Origin of the sequence: Kitasatospora sp. NPDC056731 (assembly GCF_040687675.1) — a bacterium.
In the GTDB taxonomy this organism is placed as follows: domain Bacteria; phylum Actinomycetota; class Actinomycetes; order Streptomycetales; family Streptomycetaceae; genus Kitasatospora.
Genome location: NZ_JBFBNR010000001.1, coordinates 246400 through 266591 on the forward strand (window position 1 = coordinate 246400; position 20192 = coordinate 266591).

Consider the following 20192-nt stretch of genomic DNA (forward strand, 5'->3'; position numbering starts at 1 on the left):
CCGCCGAGCGCCCCAGTCCTCCAGGCTCTCAGCCGTCCCGGCGCGTCGGCAGCCCGGAGGCCGCCCAGCCGACGAAGCCGCCGTCCAGATCGGTCGCCCGGTGCAGCCCCAGCTCGCGCAGCGAGGCGGCCGCCAGGCTGGAGGCGTACCCCTCCGAGCAGACCACGATCACCTCGACGTCGTAACCCGACGCCTCGGGGATCCGGTGACTGCCCGTCGGGTCCAGCCGCCACTCCAGGACGTTGCGCTCGATGATCAGCGAGCCGGGGATCTCCCCCTCCGCCGCCCGCTGCGCCGCCGGACGGATGTCCACCAGCAGCGCGCCGTCCAGCTGCGACTGGTACGCCTCCCGGGCGCGCGGACGGTGGACGCCCTCGCGGGCCCGCTCCACCAGGTCGTCGATCGTGGTCACCATTGCTCCGGTCCTTCCTCAGAGGTGCGGACGAGCCCGCCGGCCCGCAGGTCGTAGTGCGCCATCGAGCCCAGCGGGGGCGAGTAGGCGTGCAGGGTCACGGCCGGGCCGGACGCGGTGTTGCGCACGTCGTGCACGTACTCGGGGCCGAAGGCGCGGGCGGTGCCGGCCGGGACCCGGCGGATCAGCAGGCCCTGCTCCGGCCCGCCGAGGGACAGCTCCTCCAGCTCGCCGAGGGCGACGGCGAACGCGCCGCGCGAGCCGCCGTGGTCGTGGAAGCCGGTGGACTGGCCGGGCAGCCAGCTGATCAGCCACACCTCGTGGTCGTCGTCGGCGACCAGCCGCTGGTACCAGCGCTCCTCGGTGGAGAGCCGGACGAGGTGGATCCACTGGTCGGGCTGTTCGGCCAGTTCTCGGACGACGGCGCGCAGGGCGCTCGGGGTGAGCGGCGTGCGGGCCTCCTCGGTGGCGGTGGCGGTGGCGGTGGCCCTGGCTGTTCTGGCCAGTGCCAGTGCTGGTGCTGGTGCCGCTGCCGGGGTCGGGGTCGGGGCTTGGGCGGCAGCGGGTTCGTCGGGGGCGAGGTTCAGGCTCATGGGGGCGTCCTCGGGTGCAGCGGGAACGTCGGCGGGGTGCGCCCTGGTCCGGCGGCGGGCGGGGCACGGGCCGACGGAGCGGCACGGCACGCGCGGGTGCGCCGGGCGGGGCGGGAATCAGAACTCGGGGTGCGGGTGCGCGGCGCGGGCCCTGGCAGACGTCACAGGGCGGGGGCGGCGGGGAGAGTCAGGGTCAACAGGCACAGATGGAACTCGCCTGGCGTCGCAGATCGACGTGCAGGCGGCAGACCAGAGTGGTGCCGGTGTCCATGCGCCGGATCCTTCCCGAGCCAACCGGACGAAGTCAAGCCGGATGGGGCCGGCCGCCGCCGGCTGCGCCGCGCTACCCCACCCCCGGCCGACCGGCCGTCGAGCCGTTCTGGACCGGAACCGCCGAACGGCACTCGCATGCGTAAGGACCCCACTTGCGGGGTAAATGATCGTTTCATCCCATCCAGGACCCTCCGCGTGTCCGCGTCACGAGATCGCCCCAGATGCGTTACCGCCAACGTATTGTCAGGCCACCGAGGCCCGGCCTACGGTCTACAGACCGCTTTCTACGCACGTAGACCCCTGCGGATCCCCGGCGGTCCGCAGACGAGACCCGCCCGCCCCGTCAACCCTCAGACCGCAGGCCCGACCCCATGGCCGGGCAGCGGAGTTGCGGAGGTATCCATGTCGCAGATCGTCCGTGCCGCGCTCGTCCAGACCCGCTGGACCGGCGACCAGGAGAGCATGATCGCCCTTCACGAGCGGTACGCCCGCGAGGCCGCCGCCCAGGACGCGAAGATCATCGGCTTCCAGGAGGTCTTCAACGCCCCGTACTTCTGTCAGGTCCAGGAAGCCGAGCACTACCGCTGGGCCGAAGCCGTCCCCGACGGCCCCACCGTCCGCCGGATGCAGGACCTCGCCCGTGAACTCGGCCTGGTGATCGTCGTCCCGGTCTACGAGGAGGAACAGGCCGGGGTCTACTACAACACCGCCGCCGTCATCGACGCCGACGGCAGCTACCTCGGCAAGTACCGCAAGCACCACATCCCGCAGGTCAAGGGCTTCTGGGAGAAGTACTACTTCAAGCCCGGCAACCTCGGCTGGCCCGTCTTCGACACCGCCGTCGGCAAGGTCGGCGTCTACATCTGCTACGACCGCCACTTCCCCGAGGGCTGGCGCGCCCTGGGCCTGGCCGGAGCGCAGATCGTCTACAACCCCTCCGCCACCAGCCGAGGCCTCTCCGCCTACCTCTGGCAGCTGGAACAGCCCGCCGCCGCGGTCGCCAACGAGTACTTCGTCGCCGCCATCAACCGCGTCGGCACCGAGGAGTACGGCGACAACGACTTCTACGGCACCTCCTACTTCGTCGACCCGCGCGGCCAGTTCGTCGGCGACGTCGCCTCCGACAAGGAGGAGGAGCTCGTCGTCCGCGACCTCGACCTCGGCCTGATCGAACAGGTCCGCCAGCAGTGGGCGTTCTACCGCGACCGCCGCCCCGACGCCTACGGACCGCTCGCCGAGGCCTGAGGAGCAGCGCGATGACCACCCGCGACCCGCACCAGCGCACCATCATCCGCGGCGGCCTCGTCATCACCGCCGCCGACGAACTCCACGCCGACGTCCTCATCGAGGGCGAACGCATCGCCGCCCTCGCCGCCACCGGCAGCTCCGCCGCCGAGGCCTGGAGCGCCGACACCGTCATCGACGCCACCGGCCACTACGTCATCCCGGGCGGCGTCGACGCCCACACCCACATGGAACTGCCCTTCGGCGGCACCTCGGCCTCCGACACCTTCGAGACCGGCACCCGGGCCGCCGCCTGGGGCGGCACCACCACCATCGTCGACTTCGCCGTGCAGTCCGTCGGCGGCTCGCTGCGCGAGGGCCTGGACACCTGGCACGCCAAGGCCGACGGCAACTGCGCCGTCGACTACGCCTTCCACACCATCGTCTCCGACGTCAACGAGGGCGTCCTCAAGGAGATGGACGCCCTCGTCGACTCCGGCGAGTCCACCTCCTTCAAGCTCTTCATGGCCTACCCCGGCGTCTTCTACAGCGACGACGGCCGCATCCTGCGCGCCATGCAGCGCGGCGCGGTCAACGGCGGGCTGACCATGATGCACGCCGAGAACGGCATCGCCATCGACGTCCTGGTCGAACAGGCCCTCGCCGCCGGGCACACCGCACCCCGCTACCACGGCGAGGTCCGCCGCGAACTCCTGGAGGCCGAGGCCACCCACCGGGCCATCAAGCTCGCCCAGGTCGCCGGCAGCCCGCTCTACGTCGTCCACGTCTCCGCGGCGGCCGCCCTCGCCGAGCTCGTCCAGGCCCGCGACGCCGGGCTCAACGTCTTCGGCGAGACCTGCCCGCAGTACCTGTTCCTCTCCACCGACAACCTCGCCGAGACCGGTGCCGACGGCTTCGAGGGCGCCAAGTACGTGTGCAGCACGCCGCTTCGGCCGCGCGAGCACCAGGAGGCGCTCTGGCGCGGACTGCGCGCCAACGACCTCCAGGTGGTCTCCACCGACCACTGCCCGTTCTGCTTCACCGGGCAGAAGGAACTCGGCCGCGGCGACTTCTCGAAGATCCCCAACGGCCTGCCCGGCGTGGAGAACCGGATGGACCTGCTCCACCAGGCCGTCGTGGACGGGCACATCACCCGTCGGCGCTGGATCGAGATCGCCTGCACCACGCCCGCCCGGATGTTCGGGCTGCACCCGCGCAAGGGCACCATCGCGCCCGGCGCCGACGCCGACCTCGTCGTCTACGACCCCACCGCCGTGCAGACCGTCTCCGCCGCCACGCACCACATGAACGTCGACTACTCGGCGTACGAGGGCCGCCAACTCACCGGCCGCGCCCGCACCGTGCTCTCGCGCGGCACCGTCGTGCTGGACGGCGAAACCTGGCTCGGCCGGGCCGGCCACGGCACGTTCCTGCGCCGCGACACCTGTCAGTACCTGACCTGACCACTCTCCCGCACCGCCGCCCGGGCCCGTGCGCACGATGGCCCGGGCGGCGGAACCACCCTCCCGGAGCCACCCATGGACATCGGCCTCGTCCTGCAGACCGACCCACCCGCCCGCCTGCTCATCGACCGGATGATCCGCGCCGAACAGGCCGGGTTCAGCCACGGCTGGACCTTCGACTCCTGCGTCCTGTGGCAGGAACCGTTCGTCATCTACAGCCGGATCCTCGCCGAGACACGGCAGTTGACCGTCGGACCGATGGTCACCAACCCCTCCACCCGCACCTGGGAGGTCACCGCCTCCCTGTTCGCCACGCTCAACGACATGTACGGCAACCGCACCGTCTGCGGCATCGGCCGCGGCGACTCCGCCATGCGGGTCGCCGGACGCCGCCCCGCCACCCTCGCCCGGCTCTCCCAGGCCATGCAGGCCATCAAGGAACTGGCCGAGGGACGGACGGTCGAGGTGGACGGCACCGAGATGCACCTGCCGTGGGTCGGCCCCGGCGCCGAACTCCCCATCTGGATGGGCGCGTACGGGCCGAAGGCACTCGCGCTGACCGGTCGTCAGGCCGACGGATTCATCCTCCAGTTGGCCGACCCGTACCTCACCGAGTACATGATCAAGGCGGTGCGGTCCGCCTCGGCCGAGGCCGGCCGGGACCCGGACGCCGTCACCATCTGCGTCGCCGCCCCCGCCTACGTGACCGCCGACGACTCGCCCGCCGCGCTCGCCCACGCCCGGGAGCAGTGCCGCTGGTTCGGCGGGATGGTCGGCAACCACGTGGCCGACCTGGTCAGCCACTACGGGGCGCACTCCGACCTCGTCCCGGAGGCCCTCACCGACTACATCAAGGGCCGCCAGGGCTACGACTACAGCCACCACGGCCGGGCCGGGAACCCCGACACCGCCTTCGTGCCGGACGAGATCGTCGACCGCTTCTGCCTCATCGGCCCGCCGCAGGCCCAACTCGCCCGCCTGGAGCACCTCCGCTCCCTCGGCGTCGACCAGTTCGCCGTCTACGCCATGCACGACGCCGTCGAGGCCACCATCGACGCCTACGGGACCGACGTCATCCCGCACCTGTCCCGCCCACCTCAGACGTAACGCCATTCGTGCAGAGGGGAGTTGCCCATAGCCGGGTCGAACTCTACCCGGCCGCAGGAGAGTTGCCGTCCAACGGCTACACCGAAGACGACCTGCGGCCGGTCCCGGTGGCGCGGCGCAACCTGGACCACCTGCAACTTCCCGGCGCTCCGGGTCGGCCTCGGTGCTGCACCTCGCGCTGGGCGCGGCCTCGGGCGCCCGGCGGGCGGGTGCGACGGCCACCTGATGGCCGGCCGCCTGAAGGCGGGCGCCGAGCCCGGTGAACGGGGCCACGTCGCCCCGGGATCCGGCGGTGGCGATCAGGATGCGCATGGCCGCAGTATCCCGGCTCGGGCGCCCCGCCGGGAGGGTGCCTCGCCCGGAGCGGCCCGGTCCGGGGTGGCCGGTTCGGGCCGGTGCTCCCGCGGCGCCGGAACCGGGCGGTGGTGGGCGGCGTCCTTCCTGGCAGAGCGGCGGAACGGGGCCGTCGCGCCGTGGACGGGAGGGACAGATGAGCATCGTCGCGTGGATCGTGCTTGGCCTGCTGGCGGGGGCACTGGCCAAGCTGCTGCTGCCGGGAAAGGACCCGGGCGGCATGATCGTGACAACCCTGATCGGTATCGCCGGCTCCTTCGTCGGCGGTTGGATCGCCTCGCACTTCCTGCACAGGTCGGTGACGGCGCACTTCTTCGACATGGCGACCTGGGTGTCGGCGATCGGCGGCGCCCTGGTGCTGCTGATCATCTACCGGCTGGTGTTCGGCAGCTCCCGACGCTAGCCCGGGCGCCGGGAGCCGGCCCCGCGCCGACGCGGACACGGCGTCGCGCAGCCGAGCCGGCCAGGCCCGAGGGGCGGCCGGCTCGGCTCAGCGCGTCGGTGCCGACGCCTCCGTGACCCACTCCGGCAGGTCCTCGCGGGCGGCTAGCCAGCCGGTCGGCACCTCAGCGAGGCCGGTGCGGGCGGCGACCACCCCGGCGGCGATCGCGCAGGTGGTGTCCATGTCGCCCCAGCCCTCCAGGGCGTGCCAGATCACCTCGGGCAGTGAGTCCAGGTGCCCGGCGGCGGACCAGAGGGCGAACGGGACGGTGTCCGGGGCGGAGATCATGAACCCGGAGCCGAGTACGTTGGCGGCCTGCCGGACGCTCGTGTGTCCGGGCAGCCGGGCGGCGATCCGCAGACCGGAGCGCACTTCGCTGTCCGGCAGGCGACCGGCCACCTCCGTCAACAACTCGGCACGGCCGGGCGGGGTTTGGCCCCGGCTGCGGACGGCGAGTGCCGTGGCGAGGGCGACCGCCACCGCGCCCGCGACCGCCTCCGGGTGGAAGTGCGTGGCGAGCGCCTGGAGCTCGGCCTGCCGGGCGACGGCGTCCAGGTCGTCCGCGAACCAGGCGCCCAGTGGGGCGACCCGCATCGCGGCGCCGTTCCCGTACGAGCCCTGGCCCTCGAACTGGCGCGAGGTGATGGCGCGCCAGTCCCCGCCGGCGCCGATCTCACGCAGCACCCGGTGCATCGACGGGCCGTACTTGCGCCCGTACTCACGGGCGTACTCCTCGGCGAACTCGCCGGCCAGCGCATCCTGCCGGACCTCGCCCCAGGAGGCCAGGTGGCGGACGAGGACCAGCGCCATCGCGGTGTCGTCGGTCCAGTGCCAGGGCGCCGGGCGGAGCTGGCGGGCGGCCAGCGCGGCGGGCGCCTCGTCGACCGGGGCCGAGAACCAGCGGTCGCCGAAGGCGTCGCCGAGGGCGAGCCCCTGCAGACTGTCCAGGGCCGGACGGGGCGGACGGGCCGGGCGGGGCGGAGGGGTTGGACGGGCCGGACGCATGTCGTCCTCCAGGTGAGATCAACCGTGCGTGGCAGTCTGCCGGACGGCCGGGCCCGCCGGCGACCGGGTTTCGCTCCGGTGCCGGTGGGCCCGGCCGTCGGTGCCCGGGTCAGGGGCGCCCGGGGCGTCGGAGGTCCGTCACTTGGCGAGCAGGCCGCCGAGGATGAGCTTCCAGAGGGCCTCGAAACGGTCCTCGATGGTCGGCTCGGACCACGAGGACGCGTACGCCGGGTCGTGGAAGGGGCTGGTGGCGTCGAAGACGGCGCGGGCCGTGGAGAGGATGTGGGCGAGCTTGAACTCCTTCCTCTCCATGCCGTCCTGGACGATCTGGGCGATCTGGGTGACCAGGGTGTCGATGTGCGCCTCGACGATGCCGCTGTTCTCCTCGACCAGCACCATGTAGGTGGCGAACAGCTCCGGGTCGTCCAGCGCCTTCTTCCGCTTGGCCGCGAACAGTGTCACCAGCCAGCGGTGCAGCTGCTCGACGGCCGAGCCGGGCTCGGTCGAGATGAAGGCGAGCTGGTGGTGCGCCTGGTCGAGCCAGCGCTGGGTGACCGCCTCGCGCAGCGCGGCCTTGCTCGGGAAGTGGCGGTAGACGCTGCTGTGGCTGACGCCGAGGATCCGGGCGACGTCCACGACGGTGGCCTTGGCCGGGCCGAACCGCCGGAGGACGTCCTCCGCCGCGATCAGGATCTGCTCGGCGGTGAGTGTGGTGTCCGTGGTCACGGGGAGGTCCGTCCTTAGGGTCGTGCGGTCGAGGGTGGTGCTGCCGTCCCCGGCCGTCGGGCCGGTTCCGGTTGGTCAGTGCTCGCTGTCCAGGTGTGCCATCTGGGCGGCAGCGTAGCGGTCGCCCGCTGCGGAGCCGGCGGGGACGGCCGCCTCGATGGCCGCGAGGTCGGCCGCGGTGAGGTTGACGTCCAGCGCGCCCAGCGCTTCGGTGAGGCGGTCGCGGCGGCGGGCGCCGACCAGCGGAACGACGTCCTCCCCGCGCGAGGCGACCCAGGCGATGGCGACCTGGGCGACGCTCGCCCCCTTCGCGGCGGCCACCGCGCGCAGCGCCTCGACGAGCGCGAGGTTGTGGGCCAGGTTGTCGCCCTGGAAGCGCGGGCTGTGGCCGCGGAAGTCGGTGCCGGCCAGGGCGCGGCCCTGGTCCCAGTGGCCGCTGAGCAGGCCGCGCGAGAGCACGCCGTAGGCGGTGATGCCGATGCCGAGCTCGCGGGCGGTGGGGAGGATGGCGTCCTCGATCGAGCGGGAGATCAGCGAGTACTCGATCTGCAGGTCGCTGATCGGGTGGACGGCGGCGGCACGGCGCAGGGTGTCGGCGCCGACCTCCGACAGGCCGATGTGGCGGACGTAGCCGGCCTTCACCAGGTCCGCGATGGCACCGACGGTCTCCTCGATCGGGACGTTCGGGTCCAGGCGGGCGGGGCGGTAGACGTCGATGTGGTCGGTGCGCAGGCGGCGCAGCGTGTAGGCGAGGGCGGTCTTGGTGGCGGCGGGGCTCGCGTTGTAACCGAGCCACTGGCCGTCGGGGCCGCGCTGGGCGCCGAACTTCACGCTGATCTGCACGCTCTCGCGGGCGCGGCCGCGCAGGGCCTCGTGGATCAGCAGCTCGTTGTGGCCCATGCCGTAGAAGTCGCCGGTGTCGAGCAGGGTGACCCCGGCGTCGATCGCGGCGTGGATGGTGGCGATGCTCTCGGCCTCGTCGGCCGGGCCGTACAGGTCGGACATGCCCATGCAGCCGAGGCCGAGGGTGGAGGTGACCGGTCCGGAGGTGCCGAGGGTGCGCTGTGTGGGGCGGGAGGTCGTGGCCACGGGGACTCCAGGGGTGGGTGTGGCGATGGGTGGGGTGACCCGGAGTCCACTATGGCACGACAGCGAACAGATTTCAAAATCTGTTCGCTGTCGTCTGTTATCTGTTATCTGAAAGCTGTCACCTGTTATCTGTCACCCGCCGGCCCGATCGGTCGCCCGGCTGCGGTTCTCGTACGCGAGGGCGCCTCGTCGGCTGTGGCCTCGCCTGCCGGGGGCTCTGGGGACTCTGGGGGCGAGGCCAGACCCCAGTCCTCCCGTCCGCCCGGTGCCCGGAGCAGGTGGGCGCGGGCCGGCGGCAGGTTGCGCCACACCGTTCGCTCGCCCAGCCCGTACGCCGCCTCGAACCGCCGCAGCAGTCGCACCACTGCCCGGTGGTGGGCGCTCTGCCGGGGCCCCGAGGACAGGGTGCGAGCCGTCGTCGTGCCGAGGTAGCCGAAGTACGTCAGCTCGCCCCCGGGCAGCAGCAGCCGCAGGTAGAGGTCGAGGAGGTGGCGCACCTGGGCCGGCTCGAAGTTGGTGAACGGCAGGCCCGACACGATCACGTCGTACCGGTCGTCCGTCTCGCCGGCCCCGCCCGCTCGGCCCGTCTGGTTCGTCTCGTTGGTCTCGCTGGTCTCGCTGGTCTTGTCCTGGGGTAGTTCCTCCACCCGGCAGGCCGACAGCCGCAGGGCGACGCCCGGGCGTCGTGCGGCCAGCACCGGGTCCTCCCGCAGCCGGTCGGCGAAGCGCGGGTTCGCCTCGACGACGTGCAACCGGTCGCCCGGGAGCAGTACTTGGGCCAGCCGGCGGGTCACCACGCCGGTCCCGGCACCGACTTCCAGCACCGAGATCGGCCGATTCGGGCGGCTGGTGGCCGGAACCACCAGAGCGTTCACCAGGTCCTCGCCGCTCGGTGCCAGCGCGCCGGTGTCGTGGAAGGTGCGCAGGGCCTCGGCGAGGAACAGCAGGTGGTCCCCGGCGGAACGTGAACTGCGCTTCGGGGCAAGGGAGTCGAGGTAGGGGCGGGGGCGGGGGCGAGGGCGGAGCTGCTCGGTGGTCATGCCGTCGACGCTAGGCAGCCCCGCCGCACCCCGAATCGGCCGACGAGCGACGCGCACCCCCGACGAAAGTCGAGGGTGCGGGTACCTGGGAGAAGGGGGCACCCGCCCGCCGCCCGCCCGTAGCATCGAATCGAGCCGGACGGACGGAGGGACGGGCGACGGACGGACGGAGAGAGCGCGGAGGGAGCCCGATGCGAGAGGACGGGAGCGGCCCGATGCGCACAGGCCTGCTGGGCTGGTACGGCCCGGACCGCCGGTTGTGGAGCGACACCCTGCTGCTGCTCGGCATCCTCGCGCTCACCGCCGAGGAGGGCCTCTCCCAGTGGATCCACGCCGACGAGCCGTTGCGGCTGCCCCGGACGGTCGTGGCCGCCCTCGCCCCGCTCTCCCTGCTGTTCGCCCGTCGCTACCCGATGGCGTCCGCCGTCCTGCCGGTGCTCACCGGCGGCCTGTTCAACCGCGCCTTTCCCGGACTGTTCAGCGTCTACTACCTCGCCTCCCTCGGTCGGACCGGCCCGGCGGTGGCCGGCGGCGCCCTCATCGCAGTGGTGAGCGCGACCCGAGCCGACTCGCTGGTCGGCTGGGCGGGCACCACCGGATCCCAACTCCTCGTCCAGGCGGCGACCTTGTCCGTCGGCCTGTGGCTGCACGGTCGCCGGGTGCTGATCCGCACCCTGCACGAGCAGGTGGACATGCTGCGCCGGGAGCGCGAGTTGCGCGCCGAACGGGCCCGGGCCGCCGAACGGGCCCGGATCGCCCGGGAGATGCACGACGTGCTCGCCCACCGTCTCAGCCTGCTGGTGCTGCACGCCGGGGTGCTGCGCGACCAGGCCCTCGCCGGCACCGTCGCCGCCGACCCGGACCGGCTCACCCACCGCCTCGAACTGCTGCGCACCACCGCCGCCCACTCGCTCGACGACCTGCGCGACGTCCTCGGCGCCCTGCGGGCCGACCCGCCGACAGCACCGGCCGCCGAGGAGGTGCCGGCCGTACCGCTCCGGGCGGAGCGCGTCCCGGCGCCCGCGCTGCGCGATCTCACCGAACTCGTCGGCGAGGCCACTTCGGCCGGGCAGCAGGTCGAACTGGCCCTCTCCGGCGACCCGGAGACCGTCCCCACCACCCACCGGCTGGCCGTGCACCGCCTGGTCCAGGAGGCGCTGACCAACGCCCGCAAGTACGCGCACGCTGCGCCCGTCACCGTCCGGGTCCGCTACGGCGCCCCGGCCACCACCGTCGAGGTCCGCAACGGCCCGGGGGAGGCGTCGCCGAACGGGCCGGGCACCGGCGGCGGGTACGGTCTGGTGGGGCTCACCGAACGGGTCGACGCGCTCGGCGGCCACCTCGACGCGGGACCGGACGGCGGTGGCGGCTTCCGGCTCGCGGCCCGCCTGCCCGCACCGGAGCGCCCGCCGCAGACCGCGCCAGGACCCGCGCCAGGACCGGGCCCAGGACCGGGACGCGACCCCGGATCCGGGCCTTCCCCGAACCTTGCCCCCTCCCCGACCCCGACCCCGAAGGACGACGCATGATCCGCACGATGGTGGTCGACGACGACGCGCTGGTGCGGCTCGGTCTCGTCGACCTGCTCGCCCAGGACCCGGCCCTCACCGTGGTCGCCGAGGCCACCGACGGACTGCAGGCCGTCGAACTCGCCCGCAGCCAGCGGATCGACGTGGCGCTCATGGACATCCGGATGCCCCGGCTCGACGGCATCGCCGCCACCAGGCGCCTGCGCGAACTGCCCGACGCCCCGCGCGTGATCGCGCTCACCACCTTCGACCTCGACGAGTACGTGTACCAGGCGCTCGCCGCCGGGGCCGACGGCTTCCTGCTCAAGGACACCCCGCCCGCCGAGATCGCCCGGGCCGTCCACGTCGTCGCCGGCGGCCAGGGGATGCTGCACCCGGCGGCCGCGCGGCGCCTGATCGACCGCTACCACCGCACCGGTGCGCCCCGGTCGGTCGCCGCCCGCAACCGGGTCGCCGGGCTGACGCCGCGCGAGACGGACGTGCTGCGCGAACTCGCCGACGGGCTCTCCAACGCGGAGATCGCGGGCGTCCTCGGGATGCGCGAGAGCACCGTGAAGGCGCACGTCAGCCGGATCCTGACCGGGCTGGGCGTCGGTAACCGGGTCCAGGCCGCGCTGCTCGCGCGCGATGCCGGGCTGGTCGAGGACGGCGCCTGAGTCGGAGCCTGCCAGCGGTGCCCTGAGTCGGCGCCCTGAGTTGGTGCCGGGCGGTGCGGGGCAGTGCAGGGCGGTGCCGTCGTGGCTCGTGTGGGCGCTGGTCCTGCCGATGCCCGACGCCCGGTGGTGCGCACGGTGGCGGGTGGGGCGTCATGTCGTCCAGTGTTCACGTGAGTGTTCCCGGGGCGTCGGACCGGGCTCCCCCTGAGCCGGTCGCGTGCTCCCGGTTCGTACCGCGCGCTGAGCCGTTGTCACCCATCCGGCGTGGAAATCCCGCGCCTTGGCGGTTTGCGCTGCCGAACCCGGGCGGCGGGTCCATGGTGGAGATGGGCGCGATCCGGCGACCGCGCCCGCGCGCCGATCCAGGCCCGCGCGCCGCGCGCCCGCCGCTGTTCCCCGACGGGTGTCCGAGGTTGAGGGCCCGGTCCCGGCACGCTGGGAGCAGGGCCACCTCGCAGGAAGCCGAACGGTTCTTCTAGGCTCACATCTCGGCTTCCCTGCGGCGGTCCGGCCCGTTGCGCCCGCCGTCAGGAAGCCGCCGTCCACGGGGCCCCGGGCGGACCGGGGCCACCGGATCGAGCGAGGAGGACGCAATGCCAAGCACGCCGCCCAGCCGTTCCACCGCACTTGGGCCAGACGGTCCGTTCCGAAGGGCCGGACACCATCCCGGTCGATCGACGCGGTCCAGCCGGGCCTGGCAGCCGGGTTGGGGTGGCCGGCCGGTCCGGCCGCTGAATACCGGCAGCGGCCGCGGAGGCGAACGTTGAGTCCCCAGATCGTCGGGTCGCCCGCCGCGCCGAGTGCCGCCGCAGCCCCCGACGGTGACTCCGCCCCCGCGCCCGCTCCTGCCTCGGACCGCGCCCCCGTCGACCTCCCGGCCGCTGCTGACGGTGAGGCCCTCACCGCTACCGCTACCGCTACCACCACCGCTCATGCCACGGCCACTGTCACAGCCTCGGCCACTGTCACAGCCTCGGCCACCGTCACAGCCTCGGCCACCGCTGCCGCGACCGCCGCGCTCCCCGGCCTGCCGCTGGCCCTCAGTACCCGCGCCCGTACGCTGGCCGGGGCCGTCCGGCGCCGGTGCACGGACCTGGCCCGGATCGAGTCACCCAGCGGAGACGTACCCAGACTCGACGCTCTCGCCGAGGAGTTGAGCGCCGGGTTCAGCGCCACCGGTGCCACCGCGCGACGCGAGCCCGGGCCGGCCGGCGACCACCTCGTCCTGGAGTGGGAGGGGCAGGACGAGACCCTGCCGCACCTGTTGATCGTCGGCCACCACGACACCGTCTGGCCGGTCGGCACCCTCGCCGACTGGCCGGTCACCGAGCAGGACGGTCTGCTCAGCGGCCCCGGCGTCGTCGATATGAAGGGCGGACTCGCCATCCTGGAAGGTGCGTTCGCCCTGCTCGCCGACCTCGGGCAGCGGCCGCACCGCGCCGTCCGGCTGGTCGTCGTCTCCGACGAGGAGGTCGGCAGTCCGGACGGACGGCGCCTGGTCGAGCGTCAGTTGCGCGGCGCGGCCGCGGTCCTGGGGCTCGAACCTCCGCACCCCGACGGCCGGTTGAAGACGGCCCGGCGCGGCAGCACCCGGGTCCGGCTCACCGTCACCGGGCGTGAGGCCCACGCGGGCAACGACGCCCACGACGGGGTGTCGGCGGTCGACGAACTCGTCGACCAGCTCGTCGTCGTCCGCGGCCTCGCGGGACAGCCGGGGACGGAGCTCAACGCCGGTCGGATCAGCGGGGGTTCGCGGGCCAACGTGGTCGCGGGCCGGGCCGAGGCCGAGCTCGGCCTGCGGTTCTCCACCGTCGAGGCGCAGCGCCGTACGCTCGACAACCTGGCTCGGCTCACCGCGCTGCGCCCGGGGGCCAGGGTCCGGACCGAGGTGCTGTCCAGTCGTCCGGCGTGGCCCGAGCGAACCGGCAACCCGCTGCTGCGGCACGTTCGTTCACTCGCGGCGGTGCTCGGGCAGCAGCTGGACGGCGGGCCGGCGGGCGGCGCGGGGGACACCAACCTGCCGGGCTCGCGCGGGCTGCCGACGCTGGACGGCTTCGGCGCGGTCGGTGCCGGCGCTCACGCCCGGCACGAGCACATCCGGCTCGACCAGCTGGCACCCCGGATCGCCCTGCTGGCCGCGCTCCTCGCCGTACCGCTGCCGAGGCTGCGCGACCGCACGGAGGGTTGAGCGGGCCGTCGACGGCCGGGGGCTATCGGAGAACAGGGAGCAGGGAGCAGAAAACAGAGAACAGAAGACGAATGACAAGTAACAGCTAACAGATAACAGCTAACAGATAATGAAATCTGTTAGCTGTTATCTGTTTGTCGCCCACCTGCCGCCTGCCGCCCGCGCCCACTGGCCACCGCCCGAAACCCCGCCCCTTACCCGCGTCCCTTGCCATCCCTCCGTCTCGCCGCGCAGAATGGTACCGACCGAACGGTCAGTCGGTTGGCGCCGTGGGCGCCGGCGCGGGACACGAGAGGTGATCGTGGTGACAGCAGAGGTGGCCGAGGCGGTCCCCGCGCAGGCGCAGGAGGACCGGTTCGAGGCGGTCGTCGCCGCCGAGCAGCGGATCGAGCCCAGGGACTGGATGCCCGACGCCTACCGGGCCACGTTGGTCCGCCAGATCGCCCAGCACGCCCACTCCGAGATCATCGGCATGCAGCCCGAGGGGAACTGGCTCACCCGCGCCCCCTCGCTGCGCCGCAAGGCGATCCTGCTCGCCAAGGCCCAGGACGAGGCCGGCCACGGCCTCTACCTCTACGCCGCCGCCGAGACCCTGGGTGTCGACCGCGCCGAGCTCACCGAGAAGCTGATCTCCGGCCGGCAGAAGTACTCCTCGATCTTCAACTACCCGACCCTCACCTTCGCCGACGTCGGCGTGATCGGCTGGCTGGTCGACGGCGCCGCGATCTGCAACCAGGTCCCGCTCTGCCGCTGCAGCTACGGCCCGTACGCCCGCGCCATGGTGCGGATCTGCAAGGAGGAGTCGTTCCACCAGCGTCAGGGTTATGAGCTGCTGATGACACTGATGCGCGGCACCGAGGCGCAGCGCCGGATGGTCCAGGACGCGGTGGACCGCTGGTGGTGGCCGTCTCTGATGATGTTCGGGCCCCCGGACGCCGACTCGCCGAACACCGCCCGCTCGATGGCCTGGCGGATCAAGCGGCACACCAACGACGAGCTGCGTCAGCGCTTCGTCGACATGACCGTCCCGCAGGCCGAGCACCTGGGCGTCACGCTCCCGGACCCCGAGCTGCGCTGGAACGAGGAATGCGGCGGCTGGGACTTCGGCGAGCCGGACTGGTCCGAGCTGACCAGGGTCATCCACGGCCAGGGCCCGTGCAACACCCAGCGGGTCGAACGCCGCCGGACGGCGCACGAGGACGGTGCCTGGGTCCGTGAGGCGGCCGTCGCCTACGCGGCCAAGCGCCGCGCCGAACAGTCCGTCGAACCCGCGCTGCCCGGAGCCGAACAGTCCGCTGGACCCGGGCAGCCCGGGCGTACGGGCGAGCCCACGGAACAGGAGAACGGAAAGTGACCGAGTCCAAGGCTGGCTGGCCGCTGTACGAGGTGTTCGTGCGCCCCCGACGCGGGCTGAACCACGTCCACGTCGGTTCGCTGCACGCGTCCGACGACCGGATGGCCCTGCTCGCCGCCCGCGACCTCTACACCCGCCGCAACGAGGGCGTCAGCCTCTGGGTGGTCCGCTCGGACGCGATCACCGCCTCCACCCCGGACGAGCGTGACCCGTTCTTCGAGCCCAGCGGGGACAAGGTCTACCGCCACCCGACCTTCTACGACATCCCCGAGGATGTCCCGCACATCTGACGGGGGAACCGCCATGCAGGACCACAGCACGCAGGCCGGCGCCGGCGCCGACCCCGACGACCACGTCTACCTCGGCCTCGCCGAAGCCGCGCCCGGCCCCGAGGGCGAGGGCCGCTGGGCGTACGGGACGGGCTTCGCCGACCCGCTGCTCGGCGTGGACACCGCCGTGCCCGCCGGGGTGGACGGCGCGGACCTCGCCGCCTACTGCCTGATGCTCGGCGACGACGCCCTGATCCTCTCCCAGCGCCTGATCGAGTGGTGCACCCGGGCGCCTGAGCTGGAGGAGGAGGTCGCGCTCGCCAACCTGGGCCTCGATCTGCTCGGTCAGGCCCGCCTGCTGCTCACCCGGGCCGGCCAGGCGGACGGCTCCGGCCGCACCGAGGACGACCTGGCGTACTGGCGGGAGGACCACGAGTTCCGCAACGTCCGGTTGGTCGAGGCCCCGAACGGCGACTTCGCCCATTCGGTCGCCCGGCTGCTGCTGTTCGCCACCGCGCGCTGCGCGCTGTACGAGGCGTTGAGCGCGCACCCGGACCCGGTGCTGGCGGCGGTCGCCGCCCGGGGCGTCAAGGAGCTGGCGTACCACCGCGAGTACGCCACCGCCTGGACGCTTCGGCTCGGTGACGGCACGCCGTACTCCTCGGCGCGGATGCAGGCCGGGCTGGACGCGCTCTGGCCGCTGCTGGAGGAACTGTTCACGGCCCACCCGGTGGAACTGCGCACGGGCGCCGATCCGGCGGCGCTGCGCGAACCGGTGCTGCGCTCGCTCGGCGCCGTGCTCGCCGAGGCCGGGCTGACCGTACCGGACGGGCAGCCGCTGGCCACCGTGCTCGGCCGGGCCGGCCGGGACGGCGTGCACACCGAGGCGCTCGGCCCGCTGCTCGCCGAATTCCAGGTGCTGGCCCGCGCGCACCCGGGGGCGACGTGGTGAGCGCGGCGGTGACGGAGCGCGGGACGGCCTGGGAGGTCGCGGCGGCCGTGCCGGACCCGGAGCTGCCCATGCTGACCCTGGCGGACCTGGGCGTGCTGGCCGAGGTGGAGGTGGACGACGGCGCGGTGACCGCCTGGCTGACCCCGACCTACTCGGGCTGCCCCGCCGTGGCCGAGATGGCCGCCGACGTGGACCGCCGGCTGCGCGCGGCCGGGTACCGGGACGTCCGGGTCCGGCTGCGGCTGGATCCGCCGTGGTCGACCGATCTGATCACGGCCGAGGGCCGCCGCAAGCTCGCCGAGGCGGGCATCGCCCCGCCGCGTCCGACCTCCGCCGTCGGCGTGGCCGGCGCGGTCCCGCTCGCGCTCGGTCCCACCCGCACCGCCACCCCCACCGCCACTCTGGCCGGCACTGCCGCAGCCGCAGCCGCAGCCGCAGCCGCAGCCGCAGCCGCAGCCGCAGCCGCAGCCGCTCCCGTGCCCTGCCCGCGCTGCGGCGGCGTGGACACGGAGGAGCTGTCCCGCTTCGGTTCCACCGCCTGCAAGGCGCTCTGGCGCTGCCGCGCCTGCCGGGAGCCGTTCGAACGCGTCAAGGAGATCTGAATGCCCGCCGCTTCGCACGCCGCCTCCCAGGCCGACGCCGCCGCGCACGCTGACGCCGACGCCCCCGCTGGCGCCCCCGCTGAGGCCGCGGTCTCCACGGTGCGCCCCGCCCGCCGCCCGACCTTCCACCGGCTGCGGATCGAGCGGGTCGAGCGGCTCTGCGACGACGCCGTGGCGGTGACCTTCGCGGTGCCGGACGGGCTCGCGGCGGACTTCGCCTTCCGGCCGGGGCAGACCCTGACGCTGCGCAAGGTGGTGGACGGCGTCGACGAGCGCCGCTCGTACTCGATCTGCGCCCCCGTCGGCGGGCCGCTGCGGATCGCCGTCCGGGAGGTGCCCGGCGGGCTGTTCTCCCGGTGGCTGGTGCGGGACGCGGGGCCGGGCGAGGAGGTGGACGTGCTGACGCCGTCGGGCCTGTTCACCCCCGACCTCGGCGTTCCGGCCGAGCACGTGCTGCTCGCGGCCGGTTCCGGCATCACCCCGATGCTGTCGATCGCCGCGTCCGTCCTGGCCGCCGACCGCAGCTCCACCGTCACCCTGCTGTACGGCAACCGGCGCAGCGACACCGTGATGTTCGCGGACGAGCTGGCCGACCTGAAGGACCGCTACCTCGGCCGCTTCCAGCTGGTCCACGTCCTGTCCCGGGAGACCCGTGACGCCGAACTGCTCAGCGGGCGGCTGGACCCGGAGCGGGTGCGGGCGCTGCTGGCGGCGCTGGTGGATGTCGGGAGCGTCGGGCACTGGTGGCTGTGCGGCCCGTTCGGGATGGTCGTCGGGGCGAAGGAACTGCTCGCCGGGCTGGGCGTGCCGGGCGAGCGCGTGCACCAGGAACTGTTCCACGCCGAGGACGAGCCGGTGTCCGAGCGACCGGAGGACCGGGACGGCGCGGCGGGAGCGGCCGACGGCCCGCACAGCGAGGTCACCGTCGTCCTGGACGGGCGCGGCAGCACGCTCTCCCTGCCGTGCGACCGCTCGATCCTGGACGGCGCCCAGCGCTCCCGCCCCGACCTGCCGTTCGCCTGCAAGGGCGGGGTCTGCGGCACCTGCCGCGCGCTGGTCACCGAGGGCGAGGTCGAGATGCGCCGCAACTTCGCGCTGGAGGAGAAGGAGCTGGCTGCCGGCTACGTCCTCACCTGCCAGGCCCGCCCGCTCACCGACCGGGTGACGGTCGACTACGACCGCTGAGCGGCCGGCCGCCTCGCCCTTCCTCTCCTGCTTCCCCTCCTGACTGCTTCAGACCACGGCCGGGGCGGGCAGCCTGGCCGGGTCGCCGAGCAGGTGGACGAGGTCGCTGACAGCGGCGCGACCGGCCCGGTTGGCGCCGATGGTGCTGGCGGACGGGCCGTAGCCGACCAGGTGGACGCGCGGGTCGGCGGTGGCGCGGGTGCCGGTGAGCGCGATGCCGCCGCCGGGGGAGCGCAGCCCGAGCGGGGCCAGGTGGCCGACCTCCGGGCGGAAGCCGGTGGCCCACACGATCGCGTCCACCGTCAGCTCCTCCTCCCCCCAGGCGACGCCGTGCTCGGTGAGCCGGTCGAACATCGGGCGGCGGTGCAGCGCGCCCAGTTCCTCGGCACGCTGGTAGGCGACCGACGGGCCGAGCCCGGTGACGCTCACCACGCTGCGCACCGGCAGGCCCTGCCGGACCCGTTCCTCGACCTTGGCGACCACCGCGCGCCCGTACTCGGGGGTGAACGGCCCCTCGTGGTAGACGGGAGGGGTCCGGGTGACCCAGACCGTCTCGCCGACCGCCGCCACCTCGGACAGCACCTGGATCGCCGAAGCGCCCCCGCCCACCACCAGGACGCGCCGGTCGGCGAACTCCCCGGGGCCGCGGTAGTCGGCGTAGTGCAGTTGGCGACCGGCGAAGTGGCCCGGGTAGTGGGGCAGGAAGGGGCGGGTCCAGGTGCCGGTGGCGTTGATCAGCGCGCGGGTGGACCAGGTGCCGTGGTCGGTCTCGACCAGCAGCCGGGAGTCCGGGCGGTCCGACTCGGCGCGCACCGCGCGAACCGCGACGGGGCGTACGACCGGGAGCGCGTGCCGGGCCTCGTACGCCGCGAAGTACCCCGGCACGACCTCGCGCGCCGGGGCCTCGGGGTCGGGCGCGGGGAGTTCGGCGTCCGGGAGGTCGTGGAAACCGTGCACGGTGGCCATCCGCAGGGACGGTGAGCGGTGCGCCCAGGCGCCGCCCGGCGCGGGGTTGGCGTCGAGCACGACGAAGCCGCCGTCGGCGTCCGCCCGGTAGGGGGCGAAGCCGCGGCGGCTGAGGTGGTAGGCGGCGGACAGTCCGGCCTGTCCGGCGCCCACCACCAGGACGTCCACCGCGAGGCCGTCCACCACCTCGATGTCCACTACCAGGGCGTCCGCGTGCCGCTGCCCGCCATTGGTTGCACCGTAAACAGTCACGCCGGTGAAACATCGGGCGTGCGGCGGGTGTTCCCGCGTCTGCGGGTGCTTGCGGTCCCGGGGTGCTTGCCGTCCCGCCGCGTGGCGCCCCGCGCGGGCGACGGGTCAGCTCGGGCGCCGGGTCAGGCGGCCGGGGAGATCACCGCGGCCGTGCCGTAGGCACAGACCTCGGTGCCGACGTCCGCCGCCTCCGTCACGTCGAAGCGCATCATCAGCACCGCGTTTCCGCCGCGCGCCTTGGTCTGCTCGATCAGCCGCTGCATCGCCTCGTTGCGGCTCTCGACCAGGGTCTTCGTCAGGCCCCGCAGCTCGCCTCCGATCAGCGACTTCAGTCCGGCGCCGATCTGGCTGCCGATGTGGCGGCTGCGCACGGTCAGCCCGAAGACCTCGCCGATCACATGATCGACCCGGAAGCCGGGGATGTCGTTGGTGGTTACGACCAGGACGTCGGCGTTCGGGCCCTGCCCGCCGCCGTACTCGTTGATGTCAGCCATGGGCCCATCCTGCCCTG

21 protein-coding genes and 1 pseudogene are annotated in these 20192 nt (G+C 73.6%); 12 read left to right on the plus strand and 10 right to left on the minus strand.

What is annotated here, in order from left to right:
- Positions 1–28: 28 nt before the first annotated feature.
- The 3 genes from AB0R04_RS01030 to AB0R04_RS01040 all read right to left on the minus strand — a co-directional run bounded on the left by AB0R04_RS01030 (position 29) and on the right by AB0R04_RS01040 (position 1276).
- Positions 29–415: a rhodanese-like domain-containing protein gene (locus AB0R04_RS01030; RefSeq protein ID WP_363366950.1), complete on the minus strand. Its 387-nt coding sequence runs from the start codon at positions 413–415 to the stop codon at positions 29–31.
- The gene (locus AB0R04_RS01035) at positions 409–1005 is read right to left on the minus strand and encodes a cysteine dioxygenase family protein (protein ID WP_363366952.1); all 597 of its coding nucleotides are present in this window, start codon (positions 1003–1005) and stop codon (positions 409–411) included. The genes AB0R04_RS01030 and AB0R04_RS01035 overlap by 7 nt, the downstream gene beginning before the upstream one ends.
- A gap of 193 nt (positions 1006–1198) precedes the next feature.
- Positions 1199–1276 carry a putative leader peptide gene (locus AB0R04_RS01040; protein WP_106981192.1) on the minus strand — a complete coding sequence of 26 codons (78 nt, stop codon included), beginning with the start codon at positions 1274–1276 and terminating at the stop codon, positions 1199–1201.
- A 404-nt stretch (positions 1277–1680) separates the two neighbouring features.
- Here AB0R04_RS01040 and AB0R04_RS01045 point away from each other — a divergent pair, with 404 nt between their 5' ends.
- The 3 genes from AB0R04_RS01045 (at position 1681) to AB0R04_RS01055 (ending at position 5072) form a co-directional block, all read left to right on the plus strand.
- Positions 1681–2523 carry a nitrilase-related carbon-nitrogen hydrolase gene (locus tag AB0R04_RS01045; RefSeq protein ID WP_363366954.1) on the plus strand — a complete coding sequence of 281 codons (843 nt, stop codon included), beginning with the start codon at positions 1681–1683 and terminating at the stop codon, positions 2521–2523.
- 11 nt (positions 2524–2534) lie between these two features.
- Positions 2535–3965, plus strand: a complete 1431-nt coding sequence (gene hydA, locus AB0R04_RS01050; protein WP_363366956.1) for a dihydropyrimidinase — start codon at positions 2535–2537, stop codon at positions 3963–3965.
- Positions 3966–4040: 75 nt separating this feature from the next.
- On the plus strand, positions 4041–5072 hold the full coding sequence (locus AB0R04_RS01055; protein WP_363366958.1) for a TIGR03842 family LLM class F420-dependent oxidoreductase: 1032 nt from the start codon (positions 4041–4043) through the stop codon (positions 5070–5072).
- Between the two features lie 210 nt (positions 5073–5282).
- On the opposite strand, the pseudogene AB0R04_RS01060 reads toward AB0R04_RS01055, so the two are convergent.
- Positions 5283–5384, minus strand: a pseudogene (locus AB0R04_RS01060) (glycosyltransferase); the annotation flags it as partial.
- 178 nt (positions 5385–5562) lie between these two features.
- Between AB0R04_RS01060 and AB0R04_RS01065 the strand changes: the two are divergent.
- Complete coding sequence (locus AB0R04_RS01065) at positions 5563–5829, plus strand: GlsB/YeaQ/YmgE family stress response membrane protein (RefSeq protein ID WP_063349911.1); 267 nt, start codon at positions 5563–5565, stop codon at positions 5827–5829.
- Positions 5830–5916: 87 nt separating this feature from the next.
- On the opposite strand, the gene AB0R04_RS01070 is transcribed toward AB0R04_RS01065, so the two are convergent.
- From AB0R04_RS01070 to AB0R04_RS01085, 4 genes are all read right to left on the minus strand, one after another.
- Positions 5917–6873 (minus strand): ADP-ribosylglycohydrolase family protein, encoded by a 957-nt coding sequence (locus AB0R04_RS01070; RefSeq protein WP_363366960.1) that lies wholly within the window; start codon positions 6871–6873, stop codon positions 5917–5919.
- A 138-nt stretch (positions 6874–7011) separates the two neighbouring features.
- Positions 7012–7599: a TetR family transcriptional regulator gene (locus AB0R04_RS01075; RefSeq protein ID WP_063349913.1), complete on the minus strand. Its 588-nt coding sequence runs from the start codon at positions 7597–7599 to the stop codon at positions 7012–7014.
- Between the two features lie 75 nt (positions 7600–7674).
- Positions 7675–8688, minus strand: a complete 1014-nt coding sequence (locus tag AB0R04_RS01080; RefSeq protein ID WP_363366962.1) for an aldo/keto reductase — start codon at positions 8686–8688, stop codon at positions 7675–7677.
- A 125-nt stretch (positions 8689–8813) separates the two neighbouring features.
- Positions 8814–9728 (minus strand): translation initiation factor IF-2, encoded by a 915-nt coding sequence (locus AB0R04_RS01085; protein ID WP_363366964.1) that lies wholly within the window; start codon positions 9726–9728, stop codon positions 8814–8816.
- A gap of 215 nt (positions 9729–9943) precedes the next feature.
- On the opposite strand from AB0R04_RS01085, the gene AB0R04_RS01090 reads away from it, so the two are divergent.
- The 8 genes from AB0R04_RS01090 to paaE all read left to right on the plus strand — a co-directional run bounded on the left by AB0R04_RS01090 (position 9944) and on the right by paaE (position 18463).
- Positions 9944–11257 (plus strand): histidine kinase, encoded by a 1314-nt coding sequence (locus AB0R04_RS01090; RefSeq protein WP_363366965.1) that lies wholly within the window; start codon positions 9944–9946, stop codon positions 11255–11257.
- The gene (locus tag AB0R04_RS01095) at positions 11254–11913 is read left to right on the plus strand and encodes a response regulator transcription factor (protein WP_363366967.1); all 660 of its coding nucleotides are present in this window, start codon (positions 11254–11256) and stop codon (positions 11911–11913) included. The genes AB0R04_RS01090 and AB0R04_RS01095 overlap by 4 nt, the downstream gene beginning before the upstream one ends.
- A 1153-nt stretch (positions 11914–13066) precedes the next feature.
- Positions 13067–14101: a M20/M25/M40 family metallo-hydrolase gene (locus AB0R04_RS01100; RefSeq protein ID WP_363366969.1), complete on the plus strand. Its 1035-nt coding sequence runs from the start codon at positions 13067–13069 to the stop codon at positions 14099–14101.
- A gap of 295 nt (positions 14102–14396) precedes the next feature.
- Entirely contained in the window at positions 14397–15455 is a 1059-nt protein-coding gene (gene paaA, locus AB0R04_RS01105; protein WP_363366971.1) for a 1,2-phenylacetyl-CoA epoxidase subunit PaaA, read from the plus strand.
- Positions 15452–15745 carry a 1,2-phenylacetyl-CoA epoxidase subunit PaaB gene (paaB, locus tag AB0R04_RS01110; protein ID WP_030234269.1) on the plus strand — a complete coding sequence of 98 codons (294 nt, stop codon included), beginning with the start codon at positions 15452–15454 and terminating at the stop codon, positions 15743–15745. Before paaA ends, paaB begins: the two co-directional genes overlap by 4 nt.
- 13 nt (positions 15746–15758) lie before the next feature.
- Positions 15759–16676, plus strand: a complete 918-nt coding sequence (gene paaC, locus AB0R04_RS01115) for a 1,2-phenylacetyl-CoA epoxidase subunit PaaC (RefSeq protein WP_363366974.1) — start codon at positions 15759–15761, stop codon at positions 16674–16676.
- A gap of 8 nt (positions 16677–16684) precedes the next feature.
- Positions 16685–17278 (plus strand): 1,2-phenylacetyl-CoA epoxidase subunit PaaD, encoded by a 594-nt coding sequence (paaD, locus tag AB0R04_RS01120; RefSeq protein ID WP_363366976.1) that lies wholly within the window; start codon positions 16685–16687, stop codon positions 17276–17278.
- Positions 17279–18463 carry a 1,2-phenylacetyl-CoA epoxidase subunit PaaE gene (gene paaE, locus AB0R04_RS01125; protein ID WP_363366978.1) on the plus strand — a complete coding sequence of 395 codons (1185 nt, stop codon included), beginning with the start codon at positions 17279–17281 and terminating at the stop codon, positions 18461–18463. It abuts the gene before it with no gap.
- A 48-nt stretch (positions 18464–18511) separates the two neighbouring features.
- Here paaE and AB0R04_RS01130 read toward each other — a convergent pair whose 3' ends face one another.
- A complete protein-coding gene (locus AB0R04_RS01130; protein ID WP_363367333.1) occupies positions 18512–19615 on the minus strand; it encodes an NAD(P)-binding domain-containing protein in 1104 nt (367 codons plus the stop codon).
- Positions 19616–19803: 188 nt separating this feature from the next.
- On the minus strand, positions 19804–20175 hold the full coding sequence (locus AB0R04_RS01135; RefSeq protein ID WP_063349920.1) for a YbjQ family protein: 372 nt from the start codon (positions 20173–20175) through the stop codon (positions 19804–19806).
- Positions 20176–20192 lie beyond the last annotated feature (17 nt).